The organism is Tessaracoccus sp. MC1679, assembly GCF_014164775.1.
Classification (GTDB): Bacteria; Actinomycetota; Actinomycetes; order Propionibacteriales; family Propionibacteriaceae; genus Arachnia.
This window is the reverse complement of record NZ_JACJGB010000001.1, coordinates 601,949-628,461: the sequence shown is the minus strand read 5'-3', so window position 1 is coordinate 628,461 and position 26,513 is coordinate 601,949. Positions and strand designations below refer to the sequence as shown.

Annotated in this window: 16 protein-coding genes and 1 pseudogene; 9 read left to right on the top strand and 8 right to left on the bottom strand. The window is 69.5% G+C overall.

Annotated features, from left to right (window positions below; genetic code table 11):
- Positions 1–561 precede the first annotated feature (561 nt).
- Positions 562–2,799: an ATP-dependent DNA ligase gene (locus H5398_RS17670; protein ID WP_182798942.1), complete on the top strand. Its 2,238-nt coding sequence runs from the start codon at positions 562–564 to the stop codon at positions 2,797–2,799.
- On the opposite strand, the gene murJ is transcribed toward H5398_RS17670, so the two are convergent.
- From murJ to H5398_RS02960, 3 genes are read right to left on the bottom strand one after another with little or no spacing between them, the layout of a single operon-like run.
- Positions 2,786–6,547, bottom strand: a complete 3,762-nt coding sequence (gene murJ, locus H5398_RS02970; RefSeq protein ID WP_182798941.1) for a murein biosynthesis integral membrane protein MurJ — start codon at positions 6,545–6,547, stop codon at positions 2,786–2,788. The genes H5398_RS17670 and murJ overlap by 14 nt on opposite strands.
- The gene (locus H5398_RS02965; protein ID WP_255422003.1) at positions 6,531–8,426 is read right to left on the bottom strand and encodes a DUF6049 family protein; all 1,896 of its coding nucleotides are present in this window, start codon (positions 8,424–8,426) and stop codon (positions 6,531–6,533) included. Before H5398_RS02965 ends, murJ begins: the two co-directional genes overlap by 17 nt.
- Before the next feature lie 43 nt (positions 8,427–8,469).
- Positions 8,470–9,993 carry a CCA tRNA nucleotidyltransferase gene (locus H5398_RS02960; RefSeq protein ID WP_182798940.1) on the bottom strand — a complete coding sequence of 508 codons (1,524 nt, stop codon included), beginning with the start codon at positions 9,991–9,993 and terminating at the stop codon, positions 8,470–8,472.
- Positions 9,994–10,002: 9 nt separating this feature from the next.
- Here H5398_RS02960 and H5398_RS02955 point away from each other — a divergent pair, with 9 nt between their 5' ends.
- The 5 genes from H5398_RS02955 (at position 10,003) to H5398_RS02935 (ending at position 16,177) form a co-directional block, all read left to right on the top strand.
- Complete coding sequence (locus H5398_RS02955) at positions 10,003–10,875, top strand: mechanosensitive ion channel family protein (protein WP_182781324.1); 873 nt, start codon at positions 10,003–10,005, stop codon at positions 10,873–10,875.
- Positions 10,876–11,587: 712 nt separating this feature from the next.
- Positions 11,588–12,043, top strand: coding sequence for a hypothetical protein (locus H5398_RS02950; RefSeq protein WP_182781325.1), 456 nt, complete (start codon positions 11,588–11,590; stop codon positions 12,041–12,043).
- Positions 12,040–12,447, top strand: coding sequence for a hypothetical protein (locus H5398_RS02945; RefSeq protein ID WP_182781326.1), 408 nt, complete (start codon positions 12,040–12,042; stop codon positions 12,445–12,447). The genes H5398_RS02950 and H5398_RS02945 overlap by 4 nt, the downstream gene beginning before the upstream one ends.
- A 92-nt stretch (positions 12,448–12,539) precedes the next feature.
- Positions 12,540–14,792 (top strand): transglycosylase domain-containing protein, encoded by a 2,253-nt coding sequence (locus H5398_RS02940; RefSeq protein WP_182798939.1) that lies wholly within the window; start codon positions 12,540–12,542, stop codon positions 14,790–14,792.
- A 41-nt stretch (positions 14,793–14,833) separates the two neighbouring features.
- The gene (locus H5398_RS02935) at positions 14,834–16,177 is read left to right on the top strand and encodes a glycosyltransferase 87 family protein (RefSeq protein ID WP_182798938.1); all 1,344 of its coding nucleotides are present in this window, start codon (positions 14,834–14,836) and stop codon (positions 16,175–16,177) included.
- Positions 16,178–16,184: 7 nt separating this feature from the next.
- Here H5398_RS02935 and H5398_RS02930 read toward each other — a convergent pair whose 3' ends face one another.
- Genes H5398_RS02930 through H5398_RS02920 form a run of 3 tightly spaced genes read right to left on the bottom strand, consistent with a single transcriptional unit; the run spans position 16,185 to position 18,995 of the window.
- On the bottom strand, positions 16,185–17,210 hold the full coding sequence (locus H5398_RS02930; RefSeq protein ID WP_182781329.1) for an alanine racemase: 1,026 nt from the start codon (positions 17,208–17,210) through the stop codon (positions 16,185–16,187).
- Positions 17,211–17,212: 2 nt separating this feature from the next.
- Positions 17,213–18,340: a peptidoglycan bridge formation glycyltransferase FemA/FemB family protein gene (locus H5398_RS02925; protein ID WP_182798937.1), complete on the bottom strand. Its 1,128-nt coding sequence runs from the start codon at positions 18,338–18,340 to the stop codon at positions 17,213–17,215.
- A gap of 37 nt (positions 18,341–18,377) precedes the next feature.
- The gene (locus H5398_RS02920) at positions 18,378–18,995 is read right to left on the bottom strand and encodes a DUF4282 domain-containing protein (protein WP_182781331.1); all 618 of its coding nucleotides are present in this window, start codon (positions 18,993–18,995) and stop codon (positions 18,378–18,380) included.
- A 212-nt stretch (positions 18,996–19,207) separates the two neighbouring features.
- Between H5398_RS02920 and H5398_RS02915 the strand changes: the two genes are divergently transcribed.
- Together H5398_RS02915 and fumC are read left to right on the top strand one after the other, a co-directional pair.
- Positions 19,208–19,579: an FKBP-type peptidyl-prolyl cis-trans isomerase gene (locus tag H5398_RS02915; RefSeq protein WP_182798987.1), complete on the top strand. Its 372-nt coding sequence runs from the start codon at positions 19,208–19,210 to the stop codon at positions 19,577–19,579.
- A gap of 338 nt (positions 19,580–19,917) precedes the next feature.
- Positions 19,918–20,148, top strand: a pseudogene (fumC, locus tag H5398_RS02910) (class II fumarate hydratase); the annotation flags it as partial.
- 339 nt (positions 20,149–20,487) lie between these two features.
- Here the strand turns inward: fumC and H5398_RS02905 are convergent.
- A complete protein-coding gene (locus H5398_RS02905; protein ID WP_182781333.1) occupies positions 20,488–23,007 on the bottom strand; it encodes a sodium-translocating pyrophosphatase in 2,520 nt (839 codons plus the stop codon).
- A gap of 271 nt (positions 23,008–23,278) precedes the next feature.
- The gene (locus H5398_RS02900) at positions 23,279–23,677 is read right to left on the bottom strand and encodes an SRPBCC domain-containing protein (protein WP_182781334.1); all 399 of its coding nucleotides are present in this window, start codon (positions 23,675–23,677) and stop codon (positions 23,279–23,281) included.
- A 230-nt stretch (positions 23,678–23,907) separates the two neighbouring features.
- Here H5398_RS02900 and ptsP point away from each other — a divergent pair, with 230 nt between their 5' ends.
- On the top strand, positions 23,908–26,508 hold the full coding sequence (ptsP, locus tag H5398_RS02895; RefSeq protein WP_182798936.1) for a phosphoenolpyruvate--protein phosphotransferase: 2,601 nt from the start codon (positions 23,908–23,910) through the stop codon (positions 26,506–26,508).
- Positions 26,509–26,513 lie beyond the last annotated feature (5 nt).

Below are 26,513 nucleotides of genomic sequence, written 5' to 3'. Positions count from 1 at the left end.
TGGGTTCCGCGGTGGCTGAGGGGGACCGGCCTCGCCCATGGGCGCCCTCGGCACGCCCAAACGCGGCGTGCCTTGCCCAACGCCCGACCCACCGCGACCGGTCCCCCTCATCCACCGCTCTGCGGTGCCTCCCCTCCCGCCTCCGCCACCCCGCGCCTGCCTTGGGTCTCGGCGCCTGCCTTCGTTATGAGCGCCTGCGCTACAGCGCGGGCGCGTCAGAGCCGCCTGCCCTATGTTGGTGGGCCCGCGCTCTAGCGCGGGCGGCGAGACTTATCGCAGGCGCGTCCGAGCCGCCTGCCTTGCGTCCCGACGCCTGCCCTCGTTGTCGACGCCTGCACTAGAACGCAGGCGCGTCCGGGCTGCCTGCCCTCGTTGTCGACGCCTGCGCTCTGGCGCGGGCGGGGAGATTTATCGCAGGCGCGATGGGACCCACCGCGACCGTGAAAGCGACGCGCCTCGCAGGCAGGACCCTCCAGCGCCCTGGAGGCACGGCGAGCGGTACCCGCGACGGGTATGCGCCACTAGGCGATGAGGGGGCCTCTGCCGACTAGCCTTGCCGACATGGCTGACTCAGTGATCCTGCAGGTGGACGGTCCCGAGGGTGCGCGCGAGGTCAAGCTGACGAGTCCAGACAAGGTGCTGTGGCCAGGCGACGGCATGTCCGACGGCGTGGCGGTCACCAAGCGCGACCTTGCCGATTACCTCATCGCCGTCGCCGGTCCGTTCCTCCACCTCAACGGCGACAGGCCCATGACCCTGCAGCGCTTCCCGGAGGGGATCGACGGCGAGGAGTTCTTCTCCAAGCGGCCACCGCAGGGCGCGCCGTCGTTCCTGCGGCGCGTGACCTGCACCTACCCGTCGCGCCGGAAGCACGACCAACTCACCTTCGACGAGCCCGCGGCGCTGGCCTGGGCCGCACAGATGGGCACCATCACCTTCCACCCCTGGCCGGTGCGCACCGCGAACCTCGACAACCCCGACGAGTTCCGCATCGACCTCGACCCCCAGCCCGGCCGCGACTTCCGCGACGCCGTCGAGGCCGCCCTCGCCCTGCGCGAGGTGATGGCCGAGGCGGGGCTGAAGGCGTACGCCAAGACCTCCGGAAACCGCGGCATCCACGTCTACGCCCGGATCCTCCCCACCCACGAGTTCCAGGACGTGCGGCACGGGGTGATCGGGATCGCGCGCGAGCTGGAACGTCGCCTCCCGGACCTCGTCACCACGTCGTGGTGGAAGGAGGAGCGCGGGGAACGCATCTTCGTGGACTTCAACCAGGCCAACCGCGACCGCACCATCGCCGCCGCCTACTCCCCGCGACCCCTCCCGGGCGCCCCCGTCTCCACGCCGCTCACCTGGGACGAGCTCCCCGATGCCGACCCGCGCGAGCTCACCCTCCGCACGGTCACGGCGCTGCTGATGGGGCGCGGCTGCGCCTGGGCGGACATCGACGAGGAGGCGGGCGACGTGTCCGGCGCGCTGTCGCTGTGGGCAGCGGACCTGGAGTGCGGGCTGGGCGAGCTGAACTTCCCGCCCGACTACCCCAAGATGCCGGGCGAACCGCCCAGAGTGCCGCCGAGCAAGCGGAAGGCGGACCGGGCCGACGACGAGTACATGGCGCCGAAGGCCGAACGCGACGCCGAATGGGGCACCGCCATCGCCCCGCCGTACGGGCCGATGCTCGCCAAGCCGGTGAAGAAGCTGCCCGAGGGCGACTTCCTCTACGAGCCCAAGTGGGACGGCTTCCGCTCCCTCATCTGGCGCTCCGGCGACCAGGTGGAGATCGGCTCGCGCAACTCGCGCCCCATGACCCGCTACTTCCCCGAGCTGGTGCGCGCCGTCGTCGAGAACTTCCCGGACCACTCGGTGATCGACGGCGAGATCGTCATGATCGACCCTGACACAGGCGACCGGCTCAACTTCGACGCGCTGCAGCAGCGGATCCACCCCGCCGCGTCGCGGATCAAGAAGCTGAGCGAGGCCACGCCCGCCAGCTTCGTGGCGTTCGACCTGCTGGCGCTCGGCATGGAGAACTTCGCCGAGAAGCCGTTCCGGGATCGGCGAGCCGCGCTGGAGACGGCGCTGGCGGGGGCGCGGCCCCCGATCTTCCTGACGCAGGCTACGCGGGAGGTGAGTGTCGCGGGGCAGTGGTTCGAGCAGTTCGAGGGGGCAGGGCTCGACGGGGTGATCGCCAAGCCACTCGGCGAGCCGTATGCCGAGGACAAGCGCGTGATGTTCAAGTACAAGCACGAGCGCACCGCGGACTGCGTTGTCGCGGGGTACCGGCTGTACAAGGGCGAGCGCGACGCCATCGGCTCGCTGCTGCTGGGGCTGTACACCGACGACGGCACGCTCAACTCCGTCGGGGTGATCGGGGCCCTCCCGATGGCGCGGCGCCGCGAGCTGTTCGAGGAGCTCCAGCCCCTGGTCACGTCGTTCGAGGGCCATCCCTGGGCGTGGGCGGAGCCGGAGGACACGGAGGCCGACAACCGCGACCAGTCCTTCCCCCGCACCCCGACGGCGGCCGCGCACTCGCGCTGGAACGCCACCAAGGACCTGTCCTTCACTCCGCTGCGCCCGGAGCGGGTGGTGGAGGTGCGCTACGACCACATGGAGGGCCCTTCGACACCTGCTCGTTCCTCGCAGGGCTCAGGACAAGACAAGCGATTCCGTCACACAGCCCAGTTCGTGCGGTGGAGGGACGATCGGGATCCCGCGTCGTGCACCTATGACCAGCTCGACGAGCCGGTCAGCTACGACCTGGCCCGGGTCCTCGGGAACCACACCCCTACTGCAGGGTGACCTCCGCGATCTCGGCGCGGAACCCGCCCTCCACCGGCGGCAGGCTCGTGACGTAGACCATCAGGTACTGCGTCTCCGCCGGCTCATCCAGCGCGATGGTGGCCGTGCCCGTCGCGGCAGGGTTCGAGCCGACGATCGTCCAGTCAGCCTCGGTGCGCATCGACGGCTCAGACCCCGACGGCACTCTCAGCTCGACGGCGGTCTCCCCGCCCACCAACGTCACCGTCGCGCTCGTCACCGTGGTGGGTGCACCGAGGTCCAGGATCAGCCCGACGCCGGGCTTCTGCCCGCCCATGTCCGGCCTGCGGAGGTAGCGCATCGTCACCCACGTGGTGCCCGCGTCCCCGTCGATCACGGTCGCGGCCCGGTCCCCGTTCTCCTCGCCGTTTCCGCCGTCCTCCTCGGGGTCGAAGTCCCGCACGCCGACGATCGCCGGAGACCCCGCAGCGCCCTGCGACACCGACGGCGACTGCGACTGCGCTGCCGGGCTCGACGCGCCGGGGCCGGACGGCGAGGTGGTCGCCTGATCCGGGTCCGCCGTCCACAGCGCGATGATCGACGCCACCGCGATGAGGACCAGCAGCGCCAGCAGCGCCACCACCCCGCGGCGCGTTCGGGGACGGTCGGGGTCCTCGCCCGCGACCCTCGTGGACGCCACCGGCGGGGGAACCACATCCCCGGGAGTGCGGCGCGGGCCCGTGAACAGGTCGTCGCTGAGCACTGGCCTGCCCGCGCCGTCACCCTCCCGCGACAATCCGGCCGAGCGCGCCAGGGTGGCCGCCTCGACGTCCGTGCCCTCCTCCGGTGCGGTCCCGGAGACCGGGGCCCAGATCCCGACGCGGGTCTCGCCCGGGCGCCGGAACGGGTCGTGCGGGGCGCCCGAGGGGGACGGCACCGCGCGATCCAGGCCGCGGACGCGCTCCTCGAGGTCAGCCGCGGCGTTCGCGGTGCCCAGCACCATGGACAGTGCTTCCACCAGCTGCCCCGCGGATGAGATCCGGGGCTCGCTCATCGCGCCTCGCTGGGTGAGCGTGACGGTGCAGATCCGGTCCAGGGCAGGCGAGACCCCCGCCTTGACCGTGTGTGCCGGCGCGGTCTCCCCAGCGACGATGGGCGCGGCGGGCATCCCGAAGGCGGCCTCCCCTGGCCAGTGCCGCACCAGGGTGGCGTACAGGATCTTTCCCAGGCCGACGACGTCAGAGCTTTCGCGCGCGGACCAGGCGTGCTGGTGGTCGGCGCGGTCAGCCAGCGCCGCCTCGACGCCGAACCCGCCGAGCCGGACCGCCCCCGAGGTGGTGATGATGACGTTGTCCGGGCTCAGCTGCTCGTGGAACAGCCCCTGGGCGTGGACGGCGACGAGCGCGTCGGCGAGGTCACGCACGATGTGGGCGGATTCGATCGCGCTCAGCGGTCCAGCAGCCAGGATGTCGGTCAGGGAGCGGCCGGGCGCGTACTCGCGCACGACGAACGCCCCGATGCCCTGCGTGGGGTCCAGCACCTCGTCGGCGTCGAGCACGCGCAGGAACCTCGAGTCGGTGGCCACGGCGCCCTTGCGGGCCGCCAGCATGACGTCGGAGATGCGCGGGTCTCCCGGTGCGATGACGTGCACCACGACGTCGCGAGAGAGCACCTGGTCGTGGGCCCGCCACGTCTCGGTGCCGAACAGGGAGGCCAGTCGCTCAACCAGCTCGTAGCGGGTGCTGAGCAGGGCCCCGGCGGCGGCGATCCGGGCGGGAGTGGCGTCGCGGAACAGGCCCGGAATGTCGAGCGCCCCGGTGGTCTCGTCCTGGTCGGAGGCTTCGCCACCCGCGGCCAGCTCCCCACCGTCGGACCAGTCCACCGCGGCGGATCGCGGCCCGGCCGGTGCCAACGGCGCCATCCGGCCGGTGTCCTCGTCGACGGAGGAGGGGGCCGACGGCGTGCCCGCGACGGGGGGGAACGTGTGCTTTGTGGTGGCCGGCTTGTTGCGCACCACCGTCGCGGGACCCGTGTCGAAGGAGTCGATCATGTCGTCGCGAAGCGCCGGCACGACGGCGGTCGGCATCTGGTCGTCGCCCTGCGAGCGGTCATCCCGGGAGGACTCGACGGCGCCGGCCCGCGACCCTCCGCGGCGCCCGAACCGGCTCCCCACCAGCTCCGACAGGCTGCCGAGCTCCTTCACCTTGAGCGCCTTGCCCATCAGCAGGAAGGAGACGAGGATCACCAGTCCGCCCGCGGCCAGCGCGACGATCTGGCCGACGGTGCGGCCCGGCACAACCCCGATCAGCCATCCCGACAGGTAGTAGGCGGCCACGCCGCCGATTCCGGCGCCCAGCAGCAGCCGAACCAGGTGCATGACCAGGGCCCGGCCGTCGAGGTCCGGCACCCTGCGCCGCAACGCCTGCCAGGTAACGAGCACGCCGATGGAGTAGGCCAGCGAGTACGCCAGGGCCAGCGCCCCCGCCACCCAGGCGTCGGAATTCACCCACCACACGAGCGCGATGGCGCCCGCGATGTTCAGGCCCGCGATCAGGGTCTGCAGGAAGAACGGGGTGCGCGTGTTCTCCAGCGCGTAGAAGGTGCGCAGGCAGACGAACTGGACGGTGAAGGGGATCAGCCCCAGCGCGAACGCCATCAGCGCCCACGCGATCCAGACGGCGTCCGTGGCGCCCGTGCCCTGTCCGAAGAGAAGCCCGGCCATCGGGCCCGACAGGGCCAGGAAAGCGACGGTGGCGGGCACGATGGCCACCATGGCCAGCCGCACCGTCTTGGTGAACTCGCCCGCGACACCACTGAAGTCGCCACCCGCGGCCAGCCGCGACGCATTGGGCAGCATGGCGGTGGCCAGGGAAACGGTGATCAGGGAGTGCGGCAGGATCCACAGCAGGTGCGCGTTGGCGTAGACCGTGACGCCCGCGCCGCTACCGCCCGCGGTCGCGGAGGTGGCGAGCCTGTTGACCACCATGAGCCCCACCTGGTTGACGGCCACGAAACCCATCGTCCACTTGGTCAGGGAGAAGGTGTGGCCCAGCCCGGTGCCCTTGAGGTCGAACCGGGGACGCAGCTTGAAGCCGAGCTTCCGGATGTAGGGGATCATGACGGCGGTCTGCGCGACGATGCCGAGCGTGGTGCCGATACCCAGCAGGAGGATCTGCGGCGTGGTGAAGGCACTCGAGTGGTCGTCGTCGTTGCCCCACACGACGAAGTAGAGGGCCATCACGGCGATGGAGATGATGTTGTTGGCGATGGGTGCCCACATCATGGGGCCGAACTTGTCCCGCGCGTTGAGCACCTGTCCGAGGAGGAAGAAGGCTCCGTAGAAGAAGATCTGCGGCAGGGTCAGGTAGGTCAGCGCCACCAGCGACGCGTACTGGGCCTCCAGGTCCGTCCCGCGCCAGGCGGGGGAGGTGTAGATGGCCGTCACGAGTGGCGCGCCGATGGTGACCACCACCGCCACCACCGTGATGATCAGCATGAACGCGGTCATGATGCGGCTGGTGTAGGCCTCGCCGCCGTCGTCATCGTTCTTGATGGCGCGCACGATCTGCGGCACCAGCACGGTGTTGAGCGCACCGCCGGCGAACAGGATGTAGAGCGAGTTGGGCACCATGGTGGCCAGGGCGAGCATGTCCGCCTGCCGGGTGCCGTTGCCGAGGATGAAGGCCACGAGCATGACCCGGATGACTCCGAGGATGCGCGAGATCATCGTCCCGGACGCCATGATGGCGCCGGCGCCGATGAGTTTCCTGGTGCTACTGACTTGGCTCACTGTTCTCCTTGCCCGAACGTTCGCGTTGCACGGCGCGGATCCGGAGGGCGGTGCCCCCCACCACTACAGCACCCGAGACGACGATGATGATCCAGCCGACGCGCCCGAAGTCGGTAGCGCTGATTTCGATGGGCAGCGGCCTCCCCAAGGGGTCGCCCGCCACCGTGGTCAGTTGGGCGCGCACGATCGCGACCCCGTTGGCGGTGGCCTCCGGCGTGATGTCGACGGTGGCCGCCTGGCCCGGCCCCACCGTCACGGGACCCACCGCGGGGACCCGGATGCGCTGCGGGGAGTCCGACGCGAACTCCAGCCTCACCTGGATGGGAACGCCCAGGCCGTTGGTGACGGTGACCGGGAACGTGTTGGTGCGCGACCCCATGACGAACGATTCGGCCGCCCGCAGTGTCACCAGCGAGGCGTCGATGCGGGAGGGGGCGACGGCGTCGAGATAGGCCAGCGCGGCGGCCTCGTCGGCGAAGTCCTTCGAGAAGGCCGTGGACCCGATCCTGGACAGGTCCGTCGGCTCGTCGGAGCCCATGAGTTGGCGCAGGAACTCCGCGTCGGCCTCGATGGCGTGCAGGCGGTCTGCCAGGGCGGGCCACTGGGCGGGCTCGGTGGCATCCGGCCAGACAAGCCGGCCGGCGGGGCTGGAGCCGGGGGCGATGTGGCGCCGCTGAGCGCCGGGGGTGGCGTCCGCCTCCGCCGCCTCCACCGTCGAGATGACGTAGAGCGGCGTCGCGTCGGCGAGCAACTCCTCGGTGATCAGCCTGCCCAGCCGCACGCCGGGCGGTAGCGCCGCGAAGCTGGCCAGGGGAGAGGCACCCAGCAGCGCGGGCGCGCCGCCGCGGCTGCCGCTGGCGTTCCGCACCACGACGGTGTCGACGTCGGTCAGCTGCTCGGCCAGTTGCTCGCCGGCGCCGTCCTCCATCACCGCGACACCCGGCAGCGCCAGCATCGACGGCGGGGTGGCGGTGGCGCTCCATTCCAGCACCCGGTCCAGCTCACCGGCGGCGTCGGCCCTGGTCAGATGGGGGTTGGCGTAGGGGAGCCGCCAGAGCCGGTCCTGCTCGGCGAGGGCCTGGACGCGCCGCAGCCAGGCGAGCGCCACCCCGCTTCCGGGGGTGCTCACCCCGCCCACGACGTGGTCCCCGGTCATCAGCTCGACGGCCTCCAGCAGAGCCGGATCCACGGCCGCGACCACCCCGTCGCGCTCGGCGCTGGCCAGGAGGGTGTCGAGTCGGCCGGCGAGGTCGCGGGCGAGGGAGTCGTCGATGAAGTCCCCGTCGGGCAGCCAGGTGGGTGGGGCGGTGAGCAGCACGAGGGCGCTGGACTCCACGGGTTCCGTGGTGGCCGCCACCACCACCTGGTCCTCGCCCACCACCTGGTTGGGGCCATCGGCCGGGATGCCGCGCACCTGCACGCCGAGCAGATACCCGGCATCGGTCCTGGTCAAGGCGTATTGCCCGGCGGTCAGTTGAGCGACGGTGGCCCGTACGGTGAAGTCGGCGCGCTGCCCGGGCGCGAAGTCCTCGTCCCGGGTGAGAATGTCGAGGTTGCCGGCCTGCTCGTCGAACAGCCTGGCGCCGATCGGCACGTCAGCCAGGGTCTGGGCCAGCTGGGTGGTGGTGGTCTGCGGCGTGCTCAGCCGCCAGAAGTGGACGTTGACGTAGCGGATGGGCACCGTGGAGACGTTGGTGAGAGTCCCGCTCAGCTCCACCACCTGCGCCGGGTCTGCCAGATCCAGGGTGGGCGTGGAGACGCTGGTCAGCTCCACCTCGAGGTAGTCCGTGGCGGCCGCGGCGGGCCGGGGGTCGACGATCACCACCGCCAGGGCGAGCAGCGCCGCCACCAGCAGCGCGCGCGCGAACCGACCGACCATCACCGTCCCATGGTAGTTGCCGGGGCCCCCGCGGAAGCTCGCGTCACTGGCCGCCGCGATCGGCCCACCACTGCTGGAGCAGCGCCACGGCGTCGTCGTGGGGGATGGGGCCGTGCTCGGTGCGGTGCTCCAGCAGGAACGAGTAGGCCTCCCCGACGGCGCGCCCGGGTGAGATGCCCAGGATCTCCATGATCTGGGTCCCGTCGAGGTGCGGGCGCAGCGCGGCCAGCTCCTCCTGCCCTGCCAGCTCGTCGATCCGCCACTCCAGTTCCTCGTAGGCGCGGCGCAGCTTCGTGGCGCGCTGACGGTTGCGGGTGGTGCAGTCCGCGCGGGTCAGCATGTGCAGGTGCTCGAGTTCGTCGCCGGCGTCGCGGACGTAGCGGCGCACCGCCGCGTCGGTCCACTCGCCGTCGGAGTAGCCGTGGAACCGGAGATGAAGCTCGATCAGCTTGGCCACCGACTTCACCACCTGCGTGGGGTAGTTGAGCGTCCTGAGCCGCTTCGTCGCCTGCTTCGCCCCCACGATGTCGTGGTGGTAGAACGTCACCTTCGATCCCTCGAACCGGCGGGTCGCGGGCTTGCCGATGTCGTGGAGGAGGGCGGCGAGCCGATTGACGATGTCAGGCTCGTGGCCGCGGGCCTTCTCCAGCTCGATCGCCTGGTCCAGCACGGTCAGGGTGTGCTGGTAGACGTCCTTGTGGAGGGCGTGTTCGTCGACTTCCAGCCGCAGCGCCGGCAGCTCAGGAAGGATGTGGTCCGCGATGCCGGTGCTCACCAGGAGATCCAGGCCCACCCGCGGATTGTCCGTCAGCAGGAGGCCGGTCAGCTCGCCCTGGATGCGTTCCGACGAGACGATCGTGATGCGCTCTGCCATGTCCGTCATGGCAGCGACCACCTCGGGCGCCACCTGGAACCCGAGCCGGGACGCGAACCTGGCCGCACGCATCATGCGCAGCGGGTCGTCCGAGAAGGACGACTCGGGCGTCGACGGCGTGCGCAGCACCTGGTCCGCCAGGTCCGCGAGCCCGCCGTACGGGTCGACGAAGGCGCGGGTGGACACGTCCACGGCCATGGCGTTGACGGTGAAGTCGCGGCGGTGGAGGTCGCCGTCGATGGTGTCCCCGAAGGTCACCTCGGGCTTGCGGGACTCGCTGCGGTACACATCAGCTCGGAAGGTGGTCACCTCGATCTGCCAGTCCTGATCCGCGGCCCGCTTCAAGGCGCCGATGGTGCCCCACTCCTTGCCGATGTCCCAGGTGGTGGGCGTGAAGCGCTTGAGAATCTCGTGCGTCTGCTCCGGCGTGGCGGAGGTGGTGAAGTCCAGGTCGTGGCCGAGGGAGCCGAGGAGCGCGTCGCGGACGGAGCCGCCGACGAGGTACAGCTGGTGCCCCTCCTCGCGGTACAGGCGGCCCAGGTCGTCGATCACGGGCGCGATGCGCAGCAGTTCATGCATCGCGTTGGTCTGCGCTTGAGTCAGGTCCGGCACGAGGGTTGAGTCTACGTCGTGCGCGCTCCGACGGCGGTGCGGGGAGGTCTCCGCCGCGGGCGGGGTATCGCGGTGCGTCATGATGGGGGCATGGCTGATGTGTGGGAGAAGGTACTGCTGAGCGCGGTCGTGCTCGTGGTCGCGCTGATACTGCGGGCCGTCCTGGTCCACGTGATCAGACGATCCGTGAAGGCCCTGGCGAGCAAGCCGAAGGACCGCAACGACGACCTGGGGGCGAAGGCCCGCTCCATCCTCGCGAGGGCGGGCGGTCTGGGCGACGAGCGCCAGAGGCAGCGGGTGACCACGCTTGGGTCGTTGCTGCGCAGCGTCGTAGACGTGGTGCTGATCGTGGTGGTGGTGCTGACCGTCCTGGCCACGTTCGGGGTGCCGATGGCGCCGCTGCTGGCCTCGGCAGGCGTCGGTGGCGTGGCGCTCGGCTTCGGCGCGCAGTCCCTGGTGAAGGACTACCTGTCCGGCATCTTCATGCTCGCCGAGGACCAGTTCGGGGTGGGAGACCTGATCCAGGTGGGGGAGCTCCGCGGCACCGTCCAGGAGGTGACCTTGCGGGTGACGAAGCTGCGCGACCCGTCGGGCACGGTCTGGTACGTGCGCAACGGTGAAGTGCTGACGCTGGGCAACGTGTCGCAGGGGTTCTCGACGGCGTTGGTCGAGGTCCCGGTGGCGATCGACGAGGACCCGGACCGGGTGCAGGACGTGTTGCGCGGCGCCGTCGGGACCATGGGGGAGGAGCCCGAGTGGTCCGAGGTGCTGCTTGAGAACCCGACGGTGCTGGGGGTCGAGTCGATGAGCGAGGGCACGATGGTGCTGCGGATCCTGCTCAAGACGGGGCCCGACAAGCAGTGGGGGCCGATGCGGGAGGCGCGGGCCCGCGCGCAGCGTGCGCTGGCCGCCGAGGGGATCCGCGGGCCGATCCTCCCCGGCGCCCGCCCCGCCGCCCCCTGATCCCGTATGTCGCTGGTTGAGCCAGCCGCGGCGCGAAGCGCCCGCTGCTGCGTCGAACCCCCCGCTGCTGCGTCGAACCCCCCGCTGCTGCGTCGAACCCCCCGCTGCTGCGTCGAAACCCCCCGGACCGGTGCACGGAGCCGGGACACGAGGCCCGGGCGGCCGCTCTTCCCACCACAGCACGCACACGCCAGCTGGACTCGGGTCGGGTGTCGAGGCCGCCCGTGCCTCGTGTCCCGTCTCCCCGCACTGGATTGCCCGTGGCGTCGTCGCGTTCGGGCGCGACCCGGCAGGGCGGCCCTGGGTCGAGCCTGTCTGGGCGGGATGCCAGTTGGGTGATCGTCGGGTTGGGCACCGCTGCGCAGTGCCGCCCTGCCGTTTCCCGCCCTCGCGTTCCCGCCTCGCGTTCCCACCTCGCGTTCCCACCTCGCGTCGCAGTGCCGCCCTCGCGTTCCCGCCCTCGCGTTCCCGCCTCGCGTCGCAGTGCCGCCCTGCCGTTTCCCGCCCTCGCGTTCCCGCCTCGCGTCGCAGTGCCGCCCTGCCGTCTCCCGCCCTCGCGTTGCCTTCCGGTTCGCTAAATGTCAGAGCTGGTGCCGTAGTCGACACCAGCTCTGACATTTAGGCGGTCGGGCCCAGCCGCTGGCTGCGCTTTCCGCGCCCGAGGTGTGTTCAGGAGTAGCGTTGGAGGTACTACTCGTGGTCGGAGGACCTCATGATCAAGCGAGTCTTCGTCGACGTCGCAGCCGGCCTCGGCCTGGCGATTGCCGGCCAGTTCGTCTTGTTGGCGGCGAGTTTCACCGGCCCGATGCTCGGCATCCCGATGCCCTACGAGATGGCTCCGGAGGACGGCAGCACCCCGCCCGCGCTGCTCGACCAGATCAACGCGATGTACCTTCTCGCCTCCGTCGGGATGCTGATCCTCAGCTTCCTGCTCGGCTGGCTGCTGAAGACCGACGGGGTGGCCGACGGCCTCAAGCGCGGCGCCGTCTGGGTCGCCGTCGTGGGGCTGAGCCAGTTCCTCCTGGGACTCCAGCCCGGGGTTGTACAGGTGTTTGTGCTGCTCGGCGCGTGGGTCTACCTGCTTTGCATCCTTCTCGGACCGGCGCTCGCCGGACTGATCGGCACGAGGCGCCCGGCGCCCGTGGAGGATGGAAGGGATTCATCATGACTCAGATGGTGCTGGCCGTTCTTGGCGGACTGGCAGTGGCGGCGCTCGTCGTCGTCCTCATCGTCCGAGCAGCCAAAGGTGGCGACTCCCAAGGCGGTTCCACCGGATTCGGGTGGGCCGCGCTGGGCCTCGGCGTCCTGACCCTCATCCTCGCCGCCGTCGGCTACGCCTTCGCGCCTGACTTCGCGTCGGAGGCCGAGGCTGCGGCGGCCTCAGGAGAGTTCGACTCGCAGAGCCTCTACATGGTGGGCACGGTCACCGGGATCGCTGCTGCGGCCACCGCCGGTCTCGCCCTCAAACGGGGCGATCGGGGCTGGCCGACGTGGACAGGTCTCCTGATCGGGGCGGCAGTCATCGGTGCGTGGGTGTACGTCATCATCTACGTCATGTTCAACCCGTACTGACAACTCACCAACCGCCCGTCTTTGGCGCTCCGCGCCGCGACACCTACCCTTGAACGGAAGTGGTGTCAAGAAGAGACGAGTAGAGAACCTCTATGGCTAAAGCGAAGCGTGCTGCGAAGAAGACGACGGCGGGGACGATCTGGAAGCGGATCGGACTCACGGCCCTTGTGCTGTTCATCATCACGGGGCTGACCGGACTGGGCGCCTTCGCGTACCTCTACGCCACCACGGATCTCCCGGATCCCAACGCGGACTTCCAGACCAACACCACCTTCCTCTACTACAACGACGGGACCACCCAGCTGGGCTCCCTCGCGGTCCAGAACCGGGTCACGCTGGACTACGCGGAGATGCCGCAGCTGATGAAGGACGCCGTCGTCGCGGCTGAGAACCGCAGCTTCTGGGAGGATCCGGGGTTCTCGGCTTCAGGCATCGCGCGCAGCATGGTGTCCATCGCCACCGGCGGCGAGTTGCAGGGCGGCTCAACCATCACTCAGCAGTACATCAAGATCCTCTACCTGGACTCCGGTCAGCGCCTGTCCCGCAAGGTCAAGGAGCTGTTCCTGGCGATCAAGATGGGGCGGGAACTCTCCAAAGAGGAGATCCTCGAGGGATACCTGAACACCATCTACTTCGGCCGCGGCGCCTACGGGATCCAGGCGGCAGCCAAGTCCTACTTCCTCAAGGATGCCAGCGCCCTCACCATCGAGGAGACGGCGGCGCTGGCCGCGATCCTCAACAACCCGGCCGGCTTCAACCCGTCCGGTGGCCCGGAGAAGGTGGAGCGACTCCTCGGTCGCTACCAGTACGTGCTCGACGGCATGCTCGAGATGGGCGCCATCACCGACGCTGAGCACGTCGCGGCCCGCCCGCAGCTGCCCGCCTTCCCGGAGGTACCGGTCAACGACCGCTACGGCGGCCCGAAGGGCTTCCTCATCAAAGCCGTGGAGGATGAGCTTCTTGCCAGCGGCTTCACCGAGGGCGAGATTCAGGGCGGCGGGCTGAAGGTCACCACCACCTTCGACGAGTCCATGCAGGCCGCGGCCGTGGAGACGGCCCAGAAGTACACAGCTCAGGCCGCGGAGGACGCGGAAGGCGACCAGGATCCCGCGCAGCTGCACGCCGCCATCGCCTCCATCGACACCGCCACCGGTGGTGTGCTCGCGATGTACGGCGGGCCGGACTACGTGGCGAGCTCCCGGAACTGGGCCATGACCGACCGCCCCGCCGCGTCGACGTTCAAGACGTTCGCCACCATCGCCGGACTCCGCAACGGATTCTCGCTCAAGTCGATCTTCAACGGCAACACGTTCACCCCCGACGGCGACACCCAGACCATCCGCAACGAGTTCAGCAACCAGTACGGCCCGGTCACGCTCCGAGAGGCGACGGCGGAGTCCATCAACACCGCCTTCGTCGACATGACTCAGCAGATCCCCGACGGCGCCAACCAGGTGATCACGGCCGCCAACGACGCCGGCGCGCCCACCAGCCGCGGCTGGGACGCCAACAATCGCATCGCGCTCGGCGCCGCCGAGGTGAGCCCGGTCAACATGGCAACCGCCTACGCCACGCTGGCCAACAGCGGCCGGCGCAACCCCGCGCACGTCGTGGCGAAGGTTGAGGGACGCAACGGCGAGGTGCTCCTCGAGGCCAACCCCGAGGGCGTGCAGAGCATCGACCAGAATGTGGCCGCCAACGTGACAGACTCCCTCACCTCCGTGGTGCAGGAGGGCACCGGCAGGCGCGCCTCCGAGCTGGGACGCCCCGTCGCGGGCAAGACCGGCACCAACGGCGTCGAGGACGACATCACCTCGGCATGGTTCGTCGGATACACCAGGCAGATCTCCACCGCCGTCATGTATGTGGCAGGCGACTCCGGCAACGAGGATCTCGACGACTACAAGCGCCCCCAGGATCCCACCTTCTTCGGCTCCAGCTATCCCCTCATGACCTGGGTGGAGTTCATGACCCGGGCCACCGATGGCATGCCCGTCGAGCAGTTCGACGTGCCGCGCGAAATCCGGGCGACGAAGGGCTCAGAGAGCGCGTCGCCATCACCCACGCCCACGCCGTCGCCGTCGGAGACCCCCTCCGAAACGCCCTCGCCCACCCCGTCTGAGGAGCCCACCACGGAGACTCCCACCCCGGAGCCGACCGAGCAGGAGCCGACCGAGGAGCCCACGCCCCCTGGCCAGAGCGGAAAACCGACGCCACCCGGTCAGAGCCCGGAGCCGACGCCCACTCCCAGCGAGACCGTAGAGGAGACCGTCACCGAGGACGCACCCGGGGCCGGTGCAGGGGTGGGGGCCGGGGTACGTCCCACGCCCAACCCCACCACCTGACGCTGACTCCGGCCGGGTGACCCCCGGCTAGAGTGTCCGGCGTGGACAACGCGCTGCTGCCCGGCCTGGGCGGACCGATGGGTCGCCACGCCGCCGGGCGCGGGCTCTGGTTCGCGGCGCTCCCCTGGGCGATCGCCGTCGGCACCGTGCTGTTCCTCGTCCTGTTCTTGCGGCACACCCAGTGCGTCCAGACCGACGCCGAGGTCCAGATCAACAGCTACGCACTGCTGTGTTACTCCGACATTCAGGGCACGTTCCTCGGCCAGGGGTTCGGCCTCGGCGCCACCCCGTTCAGCGGGGAGAAGCTCGCCTTCTCTCCGCTGGTCGGCGTCGCCATCCTGCTGGCCGTCCGGGCGGCGGCGCTCCTGGGCGCCCCAGTCGGACCCGGGGCGCCCCTGCAGGACCAGGTCGACTCCAGCGTCGCGTTCTTCGGCATCACCGTCGTCGGCCTCTTCTTCTGCTTCCTCCTCCTGATCGCCGCGACCTCCCGGCTCGGCCGCCGAGGGCGCGCACAGTCGTGGGACGCCATCCTCGTGGCCGGATCGCCGATCGTGTTCGCGGTGGGCCTGATCAGTTGGGACCTGCTTCCGCTGGCCATCACGGCGCTCGGGCTGGCCCAGTACGCCCGCGGGCGTGCTCTGGAGTCGGGCATCGTGCTGGGGTTGGCCGCGTGCGCCGGCACCATGCCGTTCGCCGTCATCCTGGCAGTGACGGTCGCGGCGGGGCTGCGCGGCGGAGTGCGGCAGGCCCTCACCTTCGCCGGCCCAGCGGCGATCACCGTCGCCGCGGTGCACCTGCCCCTGCTGCTCGCCGACGCCGGGAAGGTGTTCGGCTTCTACCACCAGGAGATCCACAAGGAGGCCGGCTACGGCTCACTGTGGTACCTGATGTCGCTGCTGGGCCGTCCGCTCAGGCACGCCGGTTCACTCGGATTCCTGTTCCTGGCCCTGTTCCTCGCGGTCCTGGTGGCGTACCTGTACGTGTCGCGGCGGCGGCCACGCGTCGGATCGCTGGTGGCCGTGATGATCCTCGCCGCCACCCTCCTCGGGCCGTCCTTCCCACCGCAGACCTCGCTGTGGGTGATGTTCGCGGTACTGGTGTCGCGGCCGCTGCGCCAGGAGTGGGCGGCGGTGTCGGTGGCGCACGTTGCCCACTACCTGGCCGTCTGGGGCTGGCTGGCGGGGAGCCTCACCCTCAGTCAGCTCGGCCCCTACGGCGTGTACTGGGGCGCCATCATCGCCCGGGCCGCGGTGGAGGCGTGGGTGTTGGCGTCGTCGCTGACCGACATCGTGGACCCCGGTCGGGATCCGTTGCGCAGGCCGGACCAGCCGGACCCCCTGGGGGGCGAGCTCAACACCGGCGAACTGGCTCCCATCCCAGACTGAGGCCGGCTCAGACCTGGCGGATCTCGTCGACGGTGACCGTCGTCATCCGGGTGGTCACCGGCACCTCGTCGCCCACCTGGGCGGGGGCATCGGATCCCGGCACGAACACCATGGAGGAGTGCATGTGCGGCGGCTCGGCGAAGGCGCGCTTCCGGCCGCCGATCGTGAACGGCGAGAGTGAGCGCCCCAACGCGTCGAGCACGCCCTGAGCGACGGTCACGCCACGCTGGCGCAGCGACCGCTGCGGTGTGGGTGCGCTCATCGCCACCCCATGGGCGGTGCCGCCCGACACGATGACGAGCCATCCGTTGCCCGGCGCCTTGACTCCGTGATAGCCCAAAGGAGAGCCCGAGGTGATCCGGTGCACGTCAAGCACAGTGGCGGTGGTGGCGTAGGCGCGCTTGTCACCCAGCCACAGCCGCGTCCCCACCCGCAGATGCGTCCGGACGCCCAGCGCGGTGCGCAGCACGCGATAGTCGGTGACGCTCAGATGCGAGACCCACACCGGGCCGCGGCGCACCCCGAGGCCCGCGCCCGCCAGCCTCTTCGCCTCGTCGAGCGAGCCATTGGCCGGAAGGTGAATGGTCCAGCCCTCGAAGGTCAGCGGGCCGAAGTCCTGCTCCGTCAGGGTGCGGGGATCCAGTCCGTGCCGGTGCATCGAGGTCTCGATCTCGACGATGACCCGCACGCCCGGGTGCGCCGAGGCCAGCGCGCGGAGATCCTCGGCCCGCGACACCGTCGTGATCACCTTCGGGTCGTGCAGCAGTGCGGTGGCCGCGTCGTCGAACGGGCGCCAGGGGCTGAGGACGACGATGTCGCCGTCGAACCCGCCCGCGCGCACGGCCGGCACCTCCTGGGCGATGCCCACCGCGATGGTCTTCACGCCCAGACGCGCCGACTCGGACGCCAGCAGCCTCAGCCCGAAGCCGTAGCCGTTGCCCTTCGCGACGGGAACCAGGCCCGGCGCGTCCTCCAGGATGGCGCGCTGGTGCGCTTGCCATCGGGAGCGGTCGATGGTGAGGGTGAGCGTCATCGTCAGCGCTTCTTCAGGTAGAGGTCGAACGCCCGGTACAGCGCCTTGTTGATCGGGTAGTCCCATTCGCCGAGGTAGGCCACTGCCTCGCCGCCGGTGCCCACCTTGAACTGGATCAGCCCGATCTCCGGGTCATCGGCGCCGACCCCCTCGACGATGCCCCGCAGGTCGTAGACGGCGCACCCGGCAGCGTTGGCATCGCGGATCATCTGCCACTGCACCGCGTTGGAGCCCCGGACCTCCCGCTTGGCGTTGGTGGAGGCGCCGTAGGAGTACCACGAGTGCTCGCCGACGCGGACGAAGGTGGTGGCGGCCACCTGGTCGCCGTCGTGCTCGGCGAGGTAGACGCGCATCCGGTCTTCATCCTCGGCGTTGAGCGCGTCCCACATGGTCTGGAAGTAGGCCAGCGAGCGTCCCGTGAAACCGTCGCGGGCGGCGGTCTCCAGGTAGGCCTGGTGGAAGGAGGCCAGGTCCTCGCGGGTGCCGCGGCGCACCTCGACGCCCTCCTTGGCCGCCTTCTTGATGTTGCGCCGCCACAGCTGATTCATGCCCTTGAGGAGCTCGTCCTCGGACTTCTGGGTGCCGTCGTCGTGGCGCAGCGGCAGCTGGAAATTAAACATGGGTTGCCCGGCGGCGAAGCCGTGGCCGCTCTCGTCGGTGTGCCAGCCGCCGTGGATGAGCTGGTTGATCACGCGGGTGCCGACGAGGGTGGTTTCGTCCGGCGCCACGTCCGAGAGGCGGGTGACGGCCTCGTCGGCGATGGCGGCCTTGATGGTGTCCGCCCTCCAGCGGCGGTGCACCAGCGCCGGGCCGATCCGTACCGCGAACGCCTTGCTGCGCTTCGCGTGGGCGACGAGCGCCTCCAGGTGGGCGGCAATGTCCGGGCGGCCCCAATCAAGGACCGGTCCCTCGGGCAGGTAGGCCAGGTAGCGGGGGAGCTTGGGGAGCTGCCGGTAGAGCACCAGCGCCACCCCCGTGAGTTCGCCGTCAGCGAAGAACCCCACCGACTCCCCGCGCCACTCCGGCTTCACTTTCGCCCAGGCGGGCGTCTGCAGGAACGACGCGGCACCGCGCTGCTCGATGAACACGAGATGCTGCTCGGCGGTGATGGGTCCACAGGTGATACTCACCCCGCCAACTTACCGCGACGGCGGCTGCTTCAAGGCTTCACTGTCGCGGCAGACGCTCGTGGACGTCCTCGGAGAGCCGGACGACGGCGAAGTACAGCTCGAGCGTCATCCGGGCCATGGCGAGGTACACGATGGCGGCCAGGGGCACGCCGATGAGTGCGAGCACGATGAAGCCGGGTTCACCGCTGACGACTGCGGAGAGGAGGAAGCCCACCGCGGTCAACCCGATGATCACGGTCACGACGATGTAGACGGCCTTGATGATCTTCGGCGTGATGAAGGTGTCGAAGTTGAAGTCGAAGAGGGCCGCCAGGAAGCCCTTTGCAGAGTTGCCGACGTTTGTCGCGGTGCCTGGGGCCAGCCAGGGCTGCGGTCCCGGTGGCGGCCCGGCGTGGGGCGGCCCGGGCTGAGGGGTCTGGTACTGGTAGCCCGGGTCGGGTGTCCATGACCCGGGCGCGGGTGCCTGCGGTCCGTAGCCGGAGGGGCCGGGAGGCTGGGCGCCGTAGTGCGACGGATCGCTTGGCTGGGCGCCGTAACCGGAGGGGCCGGGCTGGCCGTAGGGCGCGTCGAACCGTCTGGCGTCGTCCGGCTGGCCCTGGGGCTGACCGGGGCCTCCGTCGGAAGGGGGTTGGTATTGCGGGTACTGATCGCTCATCGTCAGTCCTTTCGTGGGTGGTACGCGGTCACTGTCGCACATCGTCGGGTCGCCGTCACGAGTCCGGCGGGCACGAAACGCCGTCGGAGTTGCCCTCCGGGTCCGCTGGTGGGCTTGGGTGCGGTCTGAGGCGGCGTGTCGTGCCCGAGGGTGGCCCGGGCGGGAGGGTTGGGCTTGTCCGGGTCGGGCGTTAGGCTCGCAGCATGACGAACATGAATGAGAAGCCAGAAGTCGACTTCCCCGGTGGCGAGGCCCCCGCGGACCTGCAGATCACGGAGATCGTGGAGGGCGACGGCGTCGAGGCGAAGGCCGGAGATACAGCCCACGTGCACTACGTCGGCGTGGCGTTCAGCTCCGGCGAGGAGTTCGACTCCTCCTGGGGCCGCGGCGCGCCGCTGTCGTTCCCGCTCGGTGCCGGCCGTGTCATCCAGGGCTGGGATCAGGGCATCCAGGGCATGAAGGTGGGCGGTCGTCGCCAGCTCGTCATCCCGTCGCACCTGGCCTACGGTGAGCGCGGCGCCGGCGGCGTCATCGCGCCCGGGGAGACGCTGGTCTTTGTGTGCGACCTGGTCGCGCTCAACTGACCCTGACGTTCCGGATTCCGAGGCCCGACCGCGGCCAGCCCCGTCGATCACTCCTACACGGGATCGCCTCCTCAGCGGATCGCTGCCCTAGGGCTGGTCGTCGGGACGCGGGGTCCTAGGGTTCGCAAGGGACGGTGATCGGGGCAGCGGAACCCGGTTCCCGCACCAGTCAACTGACCGCGGGGAGCGGATGCCGGGCTCACCCTCCTCGTGCGTCGTGACCCGATGTAGGGCGAAGTGGTGAAGGCGGTCCAGTCCTCCGCCTTCCAGCGAAGGCCGGCCACATAGAAGTCGACGCCTGCGGGACGTCCCCCGCGTGGATCTCGAAGTGGACGATGCATTGCGCCGTCGGCATCGAGCCGAACCTGCCGCGCATCGAGCACAACCTGTCGACCAACCTCATGCTGGTGACCGCCCTGAACCGGCACATCGGCTACGACAAGGCGGCGAAGATCGCCAAGCAGGCGCACAAGGAGGGGACGTCGCTGCGGGAGTCGGCGCTGGCCAACGGGGTGAGCGGTCAGGACTTCGACGCGTGGGTGATTCCGGCGGACATGACGGGGAAGTAGCCCTCACCGGCACCGGCGAGGGAGGACGGGTCTGCAACTTGCTATCCAGAGCGCGGTATCTGCGTATATACACAGATACCGCGCTCTGGATAGCAAGTTGCAGAGGGTGGGGTCCCACCCGCCATCTGAGGTGCCGCGGAGTGTCCATCTCGCTGGCTGAGGTGCCGCGCAGGTCCGCTTCCCCTGGCTGAGGTGCCGCGCAGCGGCCTCGAAGCCTATGAAACGTGGGCTGTTCATCTACTGCCTTTTTCGTTGGATTCCACCCTCTGTCTTCCATCGGCACAGCACGAGGGCCAGAGGCAGAATCTGCCTCCGGCCCTCGCGCGGTCAGTGCTGTGTTCAGGCGACGGTGATCTGATCCTTCGTCGAGTCTTCCTTGAGGTAGGCGAAGTCCGCGGAGGTGAGCATGGGTGCGTCGATCCGCATGTTGTAGAAGGAGCGGTACACCATGTAGATGCTCGCCACGCCGAAGGTGACGGCGAGGACGGCGTTGATGGCGGGGTTGCCGATGATGATCGAGAGCTCGATCGCCAGCATGCCGAACAGGGTGGTGAACTTGATGACCGGGTTGAGGGCCACCGAGGAGGTGTCCTTGAACGGGTCGCCGACGGTGTCGCCGACGATGCTGGCGTCGTGGAGTTCGGTGCCCTTGGCCTGCAGGTCCACCTCGACGATCTTCTTCGCGTTGTCCCAGGCGCCACCGGCGTTGGCCATGAAGATGGCCTGGTAGAGCCCGAAGATGGCGATCGAGATCAGGTAGCCGATGAAGAAGTACGGCTCGACGAAGGCGAACGCCAGGGTGGCGAAGAAGATCCCCAGGAAGATGTTGAACATGCCCTTCTGGGCGTACTGGGTGCAGATCTCCACCACCTTGCGGGAGGTCTCGACGGAGGCCTTGGTGGTGCCCTCAAGGTCGATGTTGGCCTTGATGAACTCCACCGCACGGAACGCCCCGGTGGTGACGGCCTGCATGGAGGCGCCGGTGAACCAGTAGATGATCGCGCCGCCGGTGATCAGGCCCAGCAGGAACGGGACGTGCAGCAGGGACAGGTTCTCGACGTTGGTGGTCAGGCCGGAGGTCAGGCCCATGATGATGGAGAAGATCATCGTGGTGGCGCCCACCGCTGCGGTGCCGATCAACACCGGCTTGGCCGTGGCCTTGAAGGTGTTGCCGGCGCCGTCGTTGGCCTCGAGCAGGTACTTGGCCCGTTCGAAGTTGGGGGTGATGCCGTAGTCGCGCTCGAGCTCCTCACGGATGCCGGGGAGCGATTCGATCTGAGACAGCTCGTAGACGCTCTGCGCGTTGTCGGTGACCGGGCCGTAGGAGTCCACAGCGATGGTGACCGGGCCCATGCCCAGGAAACCGAAGGCCACCAGGCCCAGCGCGAACACGCCGGGCACGAGCATGACGCCGCCGGTGACCACGCCGTCGACCATCGCGCCGGGTTCGATCAGCGTGGAGACGCCGTAGGCGCCTGCCATCAGGGACACGATCGCGATGCCCAGCCAGTAGGCGGAGAAGTTGCCGGCGACCAGGCCGGAGAGGATGTCGAGGGAGGCGCCGCCTTCCTTGGCCGACTTCACGACCTCCTGGACGTGCTTGGCGCGGACGCCGGTGAAGACCTTGACCAGCTCGGGGATGACCGCGCCGGCGAGTGTGCCGAAGGAGATGATGAGGGACAGCTTCCACCACAGGGTGGTGTCGCCGCCGACGTCGGGGATCAGGATGGCGGACATGATGAAGGTCAGGACGATGGACACGATCGAGGTGAGCCACACCAGCGATGTCAGCGGGGTCTCGAATTCCATCTCGTCGGCGTCGCCGAACTTCGACTTGGCCCACATCGCGTTGCCGAAGTAGGACAGCGCCGAGGCCACCAGCATGATCGCGCGGATGAAGAAGATCCAGATCAGGAAGTGGGCCTGCAGGTCCGCCTGGACGCCGAGAAGGATGAAGGTGATCAGCGCGACGCCGGTGACGCCGTAGGTCTCGAAGCCATCCGCGGAGGGGCCGACGGAGTCTCCGGCGTTGTCGCCCACGCAGTCGGCGATGGTGCCGGGGTTGCGCGGGTCGTCCTCGCCGATCTTGAACACGATCTTCATCAGGTCCGAACCGATGTCGGCGATCTTGGTGAAGATACCGCCGGCGATACGCAGCGCCGAGGCGCCCAGCGACTCACCGATCGCGAAGCCGAGGAAGCAGGCGGTGGCGATGTCGGCCGGCACGAACATCAGGATGGCCAGCATCATGATGAGTTCGGTGGAGATCAGCACCATGCCCACGCTCATACCGGAACGCATCGGGATGTCGTAGACCTTGAACGGCTTGCCCTCCAAGGCGGCGAACGAGGTCCGCGAGTTGGCGAACGTGTTCAGCCGGATGCCGTACCAGGCGATGGCGTAGGAGCCCAGCATGCCGATGATCGCGAACCCCAGCACGATGAACACCCGGGCCCAGCCGCCGGTGGTGTTGAGGAACCCGAAGTAGACGAAGATCACGGCACCGATGAACGCGAACAGCAACATCAGGAACTTGCCCTGCTGCAGGAGGTAGGCCTTGCAGGTGGCGTAGATCAGCTCGGACACGTCCCGCATGGACGAGTGGACGGGGAGGTTCTTCAGCTTGATGTAGCTGAGGATCCCGAACACGAATCCGGCCACACAGATCAGCATGCCGACCATGAGGAGCCACCAGCCGCTGATGGTCCCGCCGAAGAACGTGACCGCGTGCAGGTCGGGCAGCGGCAGGTCGAACTCGGAGGTGTGGGAGCCGGTTTCGGCGGGCTCAGCCGGGCCGCCCGAGCACGCGGCCAGGGTCAGAGTAAGGAGCCCGAGCGCGCCGTAGAGGGCCGCGCGCATGAAACCGCGCGGCCTCCCTGTGGCGGGTTGGGTAACGAGCGAGGGATTCGTCACGATGTCTTCCTTGAGGTTGTTTGAGCTTCCATGTGGGTGCTCATGTCCTTGAAACAGGTCACGGCGCCCATGCCGTCGCGAACATCCTACGCCCGGTAGTAATGACACTCGGGCGGGGTTAGTTAGTACATTTCCGAGTTCCCTGATGCGGGGGCGCGCACCCTCCTCCAGGCAGAAATGACGCTGGCCCGGGATCGCTCCCGGGCCAGCTGCCGTCTCACGAGGCCGCGCTGTCGATCCTCTCGAGGGCCGCTTGCCAGCGCCGCTCCAACTCATCCGCGTCGACGTCCTTGGGCAGGTGCTCATGGACGAGTTCGAGCTCGGTCCGGTCTCCGGCTTGACGCATGTGCAGGTCCACGAGCGTGCGCGGGGCGCCGTCGCTCGCGTGCCAGGAGAATCTGATCTGTTCTCTGGGATGGAAGCTGCGCGTCACGCCGTACGTGCCGTCTGAGGCGCGCCAATCCTCGCCCTTACTACCCAGCTGTCCCCCTTCGCCGAGCAGTGCTTCGGCTCCGTGGGGTTTCATGAGGACATTCCACACGCTGTCCAACGGGTGGGCGACCACGCGTGTCACCCGCACGCTTCTCGGTTCGGTGGTCTCCTCCATGGTCTCCATGACTGCACCTCCTGGTAAGCCGGGCAACGACTGTGGTGCCCTTGTCCATCCAGCGTAGTACCGCCGGTCTGACGTCGGGCAGGGGGATGGGCAGAAACCCGCCCGGACCCCGCAGATCAGAGAATTCTCCCTCCATCTGAGCCCTGAAACGGATACGCTCCCAAGCAATCGAACGGTCCCGCTGACGAGGCCCGATCCCCGGGTCGGCGGCGCCGCTGAAGGGGGTCCCCGTGAGCATTCAGAACCCGACAGTCGTGACGCTGCTGGCGCCGCTGACCGGAGTGCTTGTGCCGCTGGACCAGGTGCCGGACCCGGTGTTCGCGCGCAAGATGGTGGGCGACGGGATCTCCATCGACCCGTTCGGTCACATCCTGATCTCCCCGGTGGCGGGTGAGGTGATGGACGTCCAGCCCTCCGCGCACGCCGTGACCGTGCGTAGCGACGAGGGGCTCGAGATCCTCATGCACATCGGGCTGGACACGGTGCGCCTCGTGGGCGAGGGGTTTACACCCAAGGTCAAGGCCGGCCAGCGCGTCGCGGTCGGGGATCCGCTGATCGAGTTCGACCTCGACGAGGTGGGCCGCAAGGCCAAGAGCCTCCTCACCCAGATGGTGATCACCAACTCGGACGCCGTGGCGAGCATCGAAGCTGCCACCGGGCTGGTCACGGCTGGCGTCGACGTGGCTGCCACCGTCGTCCTGGCGGTTGCCTCCGACGATGACCCTGCCGCCGCCGGCCCGGCGCGGACCGCGGCCTCCGACGGCATCCTGGTGCCCAACCCCACCGGTATCCACGCCCGCCCGGCCGCGACCCTGTCCGCCCTTGCGAAGCAGTACCGCTCCGATATCCGGCTCCGCCGTGGCGACGAATCGGCCAACGCCAAGTCCATCGTCTCCGTGATGGGCCTGGCCGTGGCGCGCGCCGAGAAGGTGACGTTCACCGCCCACGGGCCGGACGCCGAGGACGCCGTCGCGGCGTTGGCGCAGGCCGTTCGTGATGGCCTGGGGGAGGACTGCCCACCGCTGACCGCCGCCGAGGAAGAGGTTCCCGCGAGGCGGGCCGTCGCCGAGCCGGAGCCCGAGGTCGAGCCAGGGCCGGAGCCGCAGGCCGTCGGCCCGAAGTCCGGGGACTGGGACCTGATGCTGGGTGTCGCGGCCTCGCCGGGCCTCGGGATCGGCCGCGTACTCCAGATGCGGCGCAAGGACATCGACGTCGACGAGGTGGCCGAGGATCACCACCTGGAGCGGCGCAAGCTCAACTCGGCCATCGACCGGGCCCTGCTGGACCTGTCCGCCCTCGAGAAGCGGCTCGCCGACGAGGCGTCGGAGGACAAGGCGGCCATCTTCGCCGCGCACCAGGAGATCCTGGCGGACCCCGACCTGCTGGACCTGGCGGCAAGCGCCATCGATAAGGGCAAGTCCGCGCCGTTCGCATGGCGCGCCGCCTTCGGCACCTTCGCCGATCAGCTGGCCGGCCTGAGTAACGAGGTGCTCGCCGGGCGCGCCAACGACGTCCGCGACGTGGGCCAGCGGGTCCTGGAGGAGCTCACCGGCCAGCGCTCCGAGCGCGCCGAGCTGCCGGAGAACACCATTCTCATCGCCGAGGACCTCACCCCGTCGGACACCGCCCAGCTGGACCGCAGCCGCGTCGTCGGCTTCGCCACCTCCGCCGGCGGCGCCTCCAGCCATGTGGCCATCATCGCCCGCTCCCTCGACATCCCGGCCGTCGCCGGAATCGAGGGCAGGGCTCTCGAGATCGCCGACGGCACCCTGGTTGTCCTCGACGGCACCGCGGGCTCGCTGCGGATGAACGTCACCGAGGACCAGGTGGAGGAGATCCGTGGGAGGCAGGAGCGGCTCGCCGTCCGCAAGGCTGAGGAGGAGGCGGCCAAGGATGAGCCTGCCGTGACCACCGACGGTCATCGCGTCGCGGTGGTGGCCAACATCGGCGGCGTGGAGGACGCCGAGCGCGCCATGACCAAGGGCGCCGAGGGCGTCGGCCTGCTGCGCAGCGAGTTCGTGTTCATGGGACGCGCCACCGCGCCCACGGAGGACGAGCAGGCCGAGATCTACGCCCAGTGCTCGCGGGCGCTCAGCCCGGGCCAGCCCCTGGTCATCCGGACGCTGGACGTGGGCGGCGACAAGCCGCTGGCCTACCTTCCGATCCCGGCCGAGGAGAACCCGTTCCTCGGCATCCGCGGCGTGCGCGTCGGGCTGGAGCAGCCGGAGGTGCTCAGGACCCAGATCCGGGCCATCCTCGACGCGGCGGGCGCCGGCGCGAAGCTGCACGTGATGTTCCCGATGATCGCCACCATCGAGGACTGGCGGCGGACCAAGGCCATCTTCGACGAGGAACGCGCCGCCCACGCGCCGGACGCGGACGTGGTGGTGGGGATCATGATGGAGGTCCCGTCGGTGGCCGTCATGGCCAAGCAGTTCGCTGCTGAGGAGGGTTGCGACTTCTTCAGCGTGGGCACCAACGACCTGACTAGCTACACCCTCGCCATGGACCGTGGCCACCCGAAGCTCGCAGCCCAGGTGGATCCGTGCAACCCGGCGGTCCTCACCCTGATCGGTGGCGCCGCGGAGGCGCTGCACGCGCACGGGAAGTGGCTGGGCGTGTGCGGAGGTGTGGCCTCGGATCCGCAGGCCGTGCCACTCCTCGTCGGGCTCGGGGTGGACGAGCTCAGCTGCTCGATCCCCGCCATCCCGGCGGTCAAGGCCATGGTCCGCGCCTACGACCTGGTCACCTGTCAGGAGTTGGCCGCCCGTGCGGTGGCCTGCTCCACCCCGCAAGAAGTCCGGGCGCTCGTGCCCATGGCTGAGAACTGAGAGGC

Bases quoted from the DNA above. Each gene is read 5' to 3' on its own strand.
- H5398_RS17670 (WP_182798942.1), top strand. From the start codon at position 562: ATGGCTGACTCAGTGATCCTGCAGGTGGACGGTCCCGAGGGTGCGCGC.
- H5398_RS02905 (WP_182781333.1), bottom strand. From the start codon at position 23,007: ATGCGCGCGGCCCTCTACGGCGCGCTCGGGCTCCTTACTCTGACCCTG.
- H5398_RS02915 (WP_182798987.1), top strand. From the start codon at position 19,208: ATGAATGAGAAGCCAGAAGTCGACTTCCCCGGTGGCGAGGCCCCCGCG.
- H5398_RS02920 (WP_182781331.1), bottom strand. From the start codon at position 18,995: ATGAGCGATCAGTACCCGCAATACCAACCCCCTTCCGACGGAGGCCCC.
- H5398_RS02930 (WP_182781329.1), bottom strand. From the start codon at position 17,210: ATGACGCTCACCCTCACCATCGACCGCTCCCGATGGCAAGCGCACCAG.
- H5398_RS02950 (WP_182781325.1), top strand. From the start codon at position 11,588: ATGATCAAGCGAGTCTTCGTCGACGTCGCAGCCGGCCTCGGCCTGGCG.
- H5398_RS02940 (WP_182798939.1), top strand. From the start codon at position 12,540: ATGGCTAAAGCGAAGCGTGCTGCGAAGAAGACGACGGCGGGGACGATC.
- H5398_RS02965 (WP_255422003.1), bottom strand. From the start codon at position 8,426: ATGGTCGGTCGGTTCGCGCGCGCGCTGCTGGTGGCGGCGCTGCTCGCC.
- H5398_RS02960 (WP_182798940.1), bottom strand. From the start codon at position 9,993: ATGACGCACCGCGATACCCCGCCCGCGGCGGAGACCTCCCCGCACCGC.
- H5398_RS02945 (WP_182781326.1), top strand. From the start codon at position 12,040: ATGACTCAGATGGTGCTGGCCGTTCTTGGCGGACTGGCAGTGGCGGCG.
- H5398_RS02955 (WP_182781324.1), top strand. From the start codon at position 10,003: ATGGCTGATGTGTGGGAGAAGGTACTGCTGAGCGCGGTCGTGCTCGTG.
- H5398_RS02900 (WP_182781334.1), bottom strand. From the start codon at position 23,677: ATGGAGACCATGGAGGAGACCACCGAACCGAGAAGCGTGCGGGTGACA.